8 protein-coding genes are annotated in these 8,404 nt (G+C 70.0%); 6 read left to right on the forward strand and 2 right to left on the reverse strand.

Annotated features, from left to right (window positions below; all coding sequences use genetic code 11):
- Together ACFZCP_RS22220 and ACFZCP_RS22225 are read left to right on the forward strand one after the other, a co-directional pair.
- Nucleotides 1–618: tetratricopeptide repeat protein (locus tag ACFZCP_RS22220; RefSeq protein ID WP_391429163.1), on the forward strand; the 618-nt coding region annotated here is incomplete at its 5' end.
- 238 nt (nt 619–856) lie between these two features.
- Nucleotides 857–1,267 carry a hypothetical protein gene (locus tag ACFZCP_RS22225; RefSeq protein ID WP_391429165.1) on the forward strand — a complete coding sequence of 137 codons (411 nt, stop codon included), beginning with the start codon at nt 857–859 and terminating at the stop codon, nt 1,265–1,267.
- Nucleotides 1,268–1,966: 699 nt separating this feature from the next.
- Here the strand turns inward: ACFZCP_RS22225 and ACFZCP_RS22230 are convergent.
- Entirely contained in the window at nt 1,967–2,875 is a 909-nt protein-coding gene (locus ACFZCP_RS22230; RefSeq protein WP_391429167.1) for a protein kinase, read from the reverse strand.
- 89 nt (nt 2,876–2,964) lie between these two features.
- Between ACFZCP_RS22230 and ACFZCP_RS22235 the strand changes: the two genes are divergently transcribed.
- The 4 genes from ACFZCP_RS22235 (at nt 2,965) to ACFZCP_RS22250 (ending at nt 7,408) form a co-directional block, all read left to right on the forward strand.
- Nucleotides 2,965–3,510, forward strand: coding sequence for a sigma-70 family RNA polymerase sigma factor (locus tag ACFZCP_RS22235; RefSeq protein WP_391429169.1), 546 nt, complete (start codon nt 2,965–2,967; stop codon nt 3,508–3,510).
- Between the two features lie 70 nt (nt 3,511–3,580).
- Nucleotides 3,581–4,327, forward strand: a complete 747-nt coding sequence (locus ACFZCP_RS22240; RefSeq protein WP_391429171.1) for a hypothetical protein — start codon at nt 3,581–3,583, stop codon at nt 4,325–4,327.
- 138 nt (nt 4,328–4,465) lie between these two features.
- The gene (locus tag ACFZCP_RS22245; protein ID WP_391429173.1) at nt 4,466–5,164 is read left to right on the forward strand and encodes a hypothetical protein; all 699 of its coding nucleotides are present in this window, start codon (nt 4,466–4,468) and stop codon (nt 5,162–5,164) included.
- 441 nt (nt 5,165–5,605) lie between these two features.
- Nucleotides 5,606–7,408, forward strand: coding sequence for a SpoIIE family protein phosphatase (locus tag ACFZCP_RS22250; RefSeq protein ID WP_391429175.1), 1,803 nt, complete (start codon nt 5,606–5,608; stop codon nt 7,406–7,408).
- Between the two features lie 16 nt (nt 7,409–7,424).
- On the opposite strand, the gene ACFZCP_RS22255 is transcribed toward ACFZCP_RS22250, so the two are convergent.
- Entirely contained in the window at nt 7,425–8,105 is a 681-nt protein-coding gene (locus ACFZCP_RS22255; RefSeq protein ID WP_391429177.1) for a hypothetical protein, read from the reverse strand.
- Between the last annotated feature and the right edge of the window lie 299 nt (nt 8,106–8,404).

The following is an 8,404-nucleotide window of genomic DNA, read 5'->3' on the forward strand; positions in this document are numbered from 1 at the left end:
AACCGCTCCGGCATCGCCACCAGCTACCACCAGCTCGGCATCATCGCGCAGCTGCGGGGGGACTACCAGCAGGCCGAGGAACACTACCGCGCCTCCCTCACCATCAAGGAGGAGTTGGGTAACCGCTCCGGCATCGCCAGCAGCTCCCACCAGCTCGGCACCATCGCGCAGGAGCGGGGGGACTACCAGCAGGCCGAGGAACACTACCGCGCCTCCCTCACCATCAGCGAGGAGCTCGGCGACCGCTCCGGCATCGCTGAGACCACAGGTCAGCTGGGCGTGCTCCGCATCGAGCAGCAACGCCCCGCCGAAGGCGTGCCGTACACGCTGCAGGCGCTGGCGCTTCAACTGGAGATTGGAAGTCCGCCTGATGGGACCCTTTACTGGCTCGGCCGACAGAGGGCTCTCCTCGGCGACGACGCCTTCCGGTCCATCCTCGACAACCATTTGCTGGACGATGTAGCGGCAGCGCTCATGAACACCACACCAGCCCAAAACGAGCCTCCGCCACATGAAGAGTCAACCGGACAGGGCCCCACAAAGCACAGATCAGTCGTCGACCGTGGTGCAGCACTTCGCCGGTCGATCCGCAACTTCCTCAGGCGCGACAGCCGATGATCAGCCACGATGCCGCAGCATCCCGAGCCTGCCAGACGTCGCCGACTGATCTTCCCCAGTAATGTGAGTCAACGAGACCGAGGATAGGACACTCCGTCAGAAGCCAAGGGGAACGGTCATGGTGCGCGCGCCCAAGAGCGTGGATGTGAAACTGAACCTGCACGTGTTGGAGATCTCCGGCACCTGGGAGCCGAACGATGCCGAACGGCGTGCAGCCTGGGAAGTCTACGTAGAACTCGTGACCCGAGTCTCGGTCGTACCCCTGCGAGCTGACGAGGGCCTCCTTAGGGAGGCCCTGACCAGCCTGTACTCGCTATTCGCCACGACCCGCGATGTCCTGCGCCGGCACGGCCCGGACGTGGCCGAGCCCAAACGCAACGGGCAGTACAACTTCGGCTACCTGGCCGTCGCCATGCTCAACTTCGGCATCCGCCCCCTGCTCGCCCGCTGGCACCCGGCACTGGAGGACTGGGAAAACCAGCGCCCCACCGACCGCTCACGCCGAGACCACGAACAACTGTGGCCCCAGACCGACGAACTCCGCACGGCCCTCAACGACACCCGCCGCATCCTCACCGCCTACGCCGACCTCCTCGCCAGTGCCTGCGGCGTCCCCAACCTCCTGCAAGCCGTACCAACCAGCGACTGACTACCCCTCCCCCGGGACCCTTTGGCGCGAACTCGTCATGCTCCTACGCGGCCAAAGAGGACCTGGACCAGGGCCGCACAGACATCGCAGCAATCCTCGCCCTATCGCTGGTGCGCCCACCGGCTCTGCCTGGCGAGGCCAACGAGCGGCTGGGCCGGGCGATCAGCACGTTGGGTCACTTGCTGGGCAAGTCCGGGCTTCCCTAAGGGACCGAGCTGCTGGGCCGTCCTGGGGCCGCGCGAGGTCAGCCGACGCCAACCAACAACGATAGAAGCCCACGGCATCTGAGCAGTTCAGAGCCGTGGGCTTCGTCAGCCTCGCTGGTGGGCGAGAGCCTTGATCAGTAGACCGGCAAGTCAGGTCGCAATGAGCAGACGGCCGTGCCAGACCTGTGCCAGATTGTGCGGGGAACCACGGGGAACACCAGGGAGCGAACGGACCGCCCACCAGGCGTCGACACCCTTCCGTCGCAGGTCAGCGCGTCAGTCAGCCGTAGATCACCTTAGCTTCCCAAGCTGAGAGCGCGAGTTCGATTCTCGTCACCCGCTCCACGAAGAAGGCCCAGGTCAGCGACCTGGGCCCTTTTGTTGTCCGTGGTGATCAGTTGCCGCGCGCCAGATTCGTGGCGAATCTTCGGATTCGCCGGGTCCTCGGAGTCACACGGAGCGCTCCCGTGAACCGAGCGGTCGCGATCCGAGTTCAGCGGGCCAACCAGGTCAGCACCGTTGTCACCAGGAACACGACAACCGCCGCGAGCCAGACCGCGAGGGGTGTCGGTCTTGAGGACCTGGCCGGCACCGGCTCCTCTCCCCCTTGGGACAACAGCGCATCCGCGAACGCCTGCGCGGTTGGCGGTCGGTTCTCGGGTTCCACGGACAGCGCGGCACGAAGAAGAGTGTCCATGCCGTTCGGAGCCCCCAGCTCTCTGGGAAGCGTCGGCGACGATGGCGGCGGTGCCTGCGCCGCCGCAAGGGTGGTGCGACCGCCCGAACCGAACGGCTTGCGTCCGGTCAACAGCTCGTAGGCGACGACCCCGAGGGCGTATACGTCGGCCCGGCCATCGAACCCGCCGGTCTGGAGGGCCTGTTCGGGCGCCATGTACGCGGGAGTGCCCGTGGTCACGGTCAGCCCCGACGCGTCGGCCAGTTGCTTCGCACTGCCGAGGTCCGCGACGAGTACGGCAGTGGACGTGCGGCCGATGTCGAGCAGGAGGTTCGACGGCTTGATGTCACGGTGGACGACGCCTGCGTCATGGAGCACCTGGACGGCGTATGCGGCCTCGGCCGCCAGATGGAGTGCCTCCGCGGGCCGGCAGTGCCCGACCCTCTCGGCCAGCGTGCCGCCTCGGACGTAGTCCATGACGAAGTAGGGTCGGTCGTCCTGGACACCGACGTCGTGAACGCGTACGACACGTGGGCTGGAGATCCTTCGGAGCAGCCTCGCCTCCGCCAGGAACCGTTGTCGCACATCGGCGTTCGACGCCCAGTTGTCGGCCAGCACCTTGACCGCGACATCCGTGTCGAGTTCAGGATCGTATGCTCTCCAGACGGTCGCGAACGAACCGGCTCCCAGCCTGTCCTCAAGGAGGTAACGACCTAGCTTCCGCATGCGGCGACATTTTGCCTGAGGCGATGGGGCCGGGAACCGCGGGGCGGTCAGGTGGAGTCCAAGGTCATACGTGAACGGGGGGCAGCAGGATGATCGAAGAGGGTGAGCTGACACAGCTCGTGGCGTCCGCCCAGGCAGGTGACCGGGCGTCCCTGGACCGCCTCCTCGTCAGGCTTCGCCCCACGGTCATGCGCCGCTGCTCCAGGTTCCTTCCGCACCACGCCGACGCCGAAGAGGCTGCGCAGGACGCTCTGCTGTCCATCAGCACCCATCTGCACGAGTACAGCGGGCGAGGCTCGTTCCTCGGGTGGGTGACGGTGATCGCCTCGAACGCCGCCAGGTCCACCTATCGCTCGATGCGCCGACGCGCGGAGGACAGCCATGCGGTCCTTCCCGAGGGTGCCGACCCTCGGACGACGAGCGTCATCGCGGGGACCCGCCTGGACCTGATGGACTCGCTGGCCGCGCTCGAGGAGCGGCATCCTGCCCTGGTGGAATCCTTCGTGCTGCGCGATCTGGGCGACCTGACCTATGTTCAGGTCGCTGAGATCACCGACGCTCCCCTGGGCACGGTCAAGGACCGTATCCATCAGGCACGTCGCTTCATGCGGGACCGCCTCGGCGGTGCCTGCTGAGGCATCCCGGCTCTCCCATGTCGACCCGCGTCGACCCGCATCAGCCGAGCGAGAGCCGGGAGGGGCTGTCGTGCGCACTCGGACGATCGCCGTCATCCTGACGGCAGCCATCGGACTCGGCCTGTTGACGGGCCGGTTCGTCCTGCCCGGTCGCTCCGCTCCGGCCGGCCCGTCGCCGACGCCGGGCGCTGCGGCGGCCTCGCCGGGTGCCCGCTCTTCGGCACCGAAGCCCGCGAGCGGCCCCATGACGAACCGGCACTTGTTGACGGGCGCCGAGTTCAGGAAGGCCGGGGTCTCCCAGCGCATCCATGTGCGGGATCGTGTCGGAGACGGCAACTACGCCAACGCGGTCTGCACCGGCGAGAAGACACTCGGCCAGACCCTGGGATCGTACGACGCGCACTTCCGCGATGTGGTGACGCTCAAGGACACCGGCAACGACGACCCCAGCACGGCAGCGAACATCGACCACGAGGTCGCCCGCGAAGTCGCCGACGACGCCGGAAGCCGGGCACTGGCCCGGAACTACGCACAGCGCCTGCTGCTGGAGGAAGTGCCGTGCCAGAGCGAAGTGGCCACCCACTGGGTCTACGGGCCGACGCACACGATCGACGTCGCGGCGGACATCACCGCGAGTTGGATGGGAATGTACGACGGTGACCTGAACAGCACAGGGACCGCGCCACGGGGCAAGGAGCCGTGCGGCGGCATCGCCGTACTCCAAAACGGCTCTCACTACGGGGTCCTGGAGGTCGACACCTGCCTGGGCACGGCTGCGATGACGCGGATCGTCCGTGCGGCCGTGACGCGGCTCTGAGACCGTCCGAGCCCCCACCTGCTGGAGTGAGGTGGATCACACCAGTTGCCCCTGGTTTCCATCCAACATCTCGCGGACCCGCGGCATCTCCGTGGTGTACGACGACGCGAACCGCGTCGCCACCAGACAGGAGATGAGATGTTCGACAACCAAGCAGCCGGCAAGAGGTTCTCGCGTCGCGGTCGTACCGCGGCAGCGGCTGCCTGTGCCGGCGCTGCCCTGATCGCGATCGTCATCGGCACTCATCCCGCTGCCGCCGGCGCGGAGACCAGTACTGCGAACCGGTCGGCGACCGTGCTCACCGCCACCGCTGCCGAGCCCGGCCTCGGCTCCGGCAACCTGATGCAGAGTGAGGACTTCTTCCAGCAGGGCCTGGCCCCGGTCGGCGCGACCGTGGGCCTGAGCGGGAAACGAGCTCTCTCGGCGTGCTCCGGCGAGGAGACGATGCGCGCACTGACCAAGGGGAAGGCCGTCGCCTATGCGGACGTGGCCTGGGCCTTCGACACCAAGGGCACCTCGCTGACCGAGTCCGTCGCCGACGGTTCCACCGGCACGTCGGCGGCCTCGTACGAGGAGCAGCTCAACAAGCTGGTGCGCGGCTGCCAGAATGAGCCGGCGGGTCACTGGTACTACGGCAAGGCGCATGCGATCACCGTCAAGGCCGGCGAGGGCAGTTGGTACCCGGCCTACAGTGGCAACGGCAAGGTCGCCGGCGGTGTCGCGGTGATCCGAAGCGGTCACAGGGTCGGCGTGGTCGAACTCTCCGGTCAGCCCAGCGACGACTCCGGCTATATGGAGGGCATCGCCGCCGCTGCCATCAACCGGCTGGCCGACTGATCTCCCTGAGCCGCGGCGCAGGTCCTGTGTGGGAGCGATGGTTACCGAAGTCCCTGCCAGCAGCCGGGACTTCGGTGCCGGAATGCCGCGTCGGAGCGGCACGTCGTCGGGCAGGACCCGGAACGCTTTTCGGCGGGCCCATGGCCGTACGGCGCGGACGTGGCGTCGGCCGAGGGCGGGGGTTCGCGGCGGCGGTCGGCCGTGACGACGGCGGCGACGGGCGGCGACGGCGGGCGGCGACGTTCACCGCCGCGGCGAGGTCGGGGCCGAGCACCGCCGATGGGAGGTCTCCCCCGGTCAAACGGTGTCGCGGAGGCACTGTCGTGTCGGCCGTGCAGCCGGGTACTCGAAGAGGGACCATCGGGGCGCCGACGTCTCTGTGACCCGGCGGCCCGGGGGTCCCGGGCGCGGTGTGGTCCGTGCGGGAAGGACGGCGGCGGCGTGGTGGAGGGCTTGAGGTCCGGCGGAGACCGCGAGAAGCGGCTGTCGGCGGCGAAGCCGGGTCTGTGGCAGCAGGTCGTCGAGCAGCTGGGCACGGCCGTTGCCGTGATCGACCCGGCCGGGCGGATCGTCGCGGTCAACCCCGCCGCCGAGCGGCTGCTGGGTCGCGCGGCAGCGGTGGTGCACGGGCAGGACCTGCATGACCTGTGCCATCGGGACCCGGGAGGCGCCCTCATCCCGCGAGAGCTCTGCCCGCTGCTGCGGGCGCTGGCCGAGGGGCGTTCGGCACGCGGGGACGACGACAGGTGCCTGCGGGCTGACGGACGGCTGATCCCGATCTCCTGGTCGGCCACGCCTCTCAGGGACGACGTCTCCGGCGTCTCGCGGGGCATGGTCGTGCTGATCGTCGAGACCGCGGCGGACCGCCGCGCCCGCAGGGAACGTGCGGAACGTGCGGCACGTGCGGAGCAGTCGGAGCGGGCGGAAAAGGCGGAACGAGCCGCTCGTACGAGCGCTCTGGAGAGTCTCGCCGAGCGGTTGACACTCGTCGCGGAGATCACCGACGTGCTCGGTCAGACCCTGGACGTGGACGAGGCCCTCGCCCGGCTGAGCCAGGTCCTGGTTCCCCGCCTTGCCGACTGGGCCGCGGTGGACCTGCGGGTCGGCTCCCGTCAGGTGCACCGGGTGGCCGTGACCGGCCCCGAGGGCCGTGACGCCGGGCAGGAGGACTGGCGCGGTCACCTGCCCCCGGCCGGGGCGGCGACCCACTCGCCCCTGGTCCAGGTACTGAACGGAGACGATCCCGTCCTCCAGGACCCGGCGGACCTGGACGCACCGCCCGACTCCCCGCTGGCCACCGTCCACAGCGTCTTCCTCAGGGCGACCGGCGCGACATCCGTCATCACGGTGCCCCTCGGCAGCGGACAGCAGGTCAGCGGCGCGCTGACACTGGTGCGCACCGACCCGGCACGGCCCTTCGACAGGGGCGATCTGGACGTGGTGAGCGACATCGGCCGCCGGGTGGGCCTGGTCATCGACAACGCCCGCCGGTTCGGCCGGCAGCGCGCGGTCGCCGAGGCCATGCAGCGCAACCTCCTCCCCCCGCTGCCCGAGCACGGCCGGTTCCAGCTGGCCGCCCGGTACCAGCCCGCTCCGCCCGGCTCCCAGGTCGGTGGTGACTGGTACGACGCGTTCCCGCTGAGGGACGGCACGCTCGCCCTCGTCATCGGCGACGTCGTCGGCCACGATCTGACCGCCGCGGCCGGCATGGCGCAGCTGTCCGGCATCCTGCGCTCCCTCACCTGGGACCACGCCGGGCCGACCGGTGCCGTCGTGGACCGCCTCGACGACGCCATGCACGCCATCACCACCGTACGGATGGCCACCCTCGTCCTCGCCCGGGTGGAAGGTCCGGACAGCGGCCCCTGGACACTGCACTGGACCAGTGCCGGGCATCCGCCGCCCCTGCTGCTGACCCCCGACGGGAACGCTCAGTACCTCGAATCCGGGCAGGGACTCATCCTCGGAGCCCGCCTGGGCACCGGCGGTCATCAGCCGAGCGCCGCCCACGCCCTGCCGCCGGGGTCCACGCTCCTGCTCTACACCGACGGCCTGATCGAAGTTCCCGGCAGCGACCTGGACAGCGGGCTCGACCGGCTGCGCCGCCACGCCCTCGCCCTCGCCCACGAACCACTGGACACCCTGTGCGACCAGCTGTCGGCCCGGATGCTCCCCGGCAGCACCGACGACATCGCCCTTCTCGCCCTGCGCCTGCCCGTGCCCCTGACCCGAGCCGAAGCGTGATCCATGAAGGGGTTGCTCACGCCCCCGGAGCCAGCACCAGAATGCGGAACGGACCGGGCGGCACGGCCTGGAGGGTGTCGTCTCCGGCGTACCGCCAGCCCCAGGACCGCATGGTCTCCACGCTCCCGTCGTCCCGGACGTCCACCAGCGTGACGCCGAGCGCAGCGCCGTGGTCGGCGAGCAAGCGCCGCTGCAGGCGCCGGGCGAGGTTCCAGACGTGGTCGCGGTACTCCCGGCGCACACGAGGCGGGACGACGATCCCGGAGACGACGAAGAGCCGCCCGGAGACGGCACGGCGGAGCAGACTTCCCCGAACAGGTCCGTCGAAGCCCGCCCACCATGGACCCGCGCCGCCCGTGGGGAAGCCGTAGGCGTATCCGGTCAGGGCGGTGGTCTCCGCGATCAGCAGCGAGAACCCCGGTCGTCGTGTGTCTGCCGCGAGATGGCGCAGGAAGGCGCCACGCGCCTGGTTCCACGCCCATGGGTCGCCACCGGAGGTCTCCGCGTACAGGTCGCCCAGGTCCTGCAGACGGTCCGCGACCTGACCACGCGTCAGTGGGCGGACGCGTTCTGCGATCTGGGGCGACGACCTGCGCTCCCTCTTCGGCGGGCCCGGCGTACGGGTGCGCGGCCTGCCCCGTGCCGGCCGGAGCGCGGGGAGGGTCAAGGTCGTCGGGAGGAGCACCTGCGCGGTCATGACCAACCCTGCCCCGGACACGGCGAAAGCCGCCCCGGCGTCGTCGATCGCCGAGAACGGCACCAGTGCCTGAGGCGGTGCGCGGCGTGCTCTCGGTCTCTCCACCCTACTCCCGGCCGGCCCGTCGCTGATCCTCCTGGCCCGGGCCGGCTCACGCAGCCACCGGGCCCGGCCTGGCGACCGGCAGGTGGCCGGTCGGTCGGCGGTCGGGCGGTCGGGCGGTCGGGCGGTCGGGCGGTCGGGCGGTCGGGCGGTCGGGCGGTCGGGCGGTCGGGCGGTCGGGCGGTCGGGCGGTCAAG

Source organism: Streptomyces sp. NPDC007971 (assembly GCF_042958635.1).
Classification (GTDB): domain Bacteria; phylum Actinomycetota; class Actinomycetes; order Streptomycetales; family Streptomycetaceae; genus Streptomyces.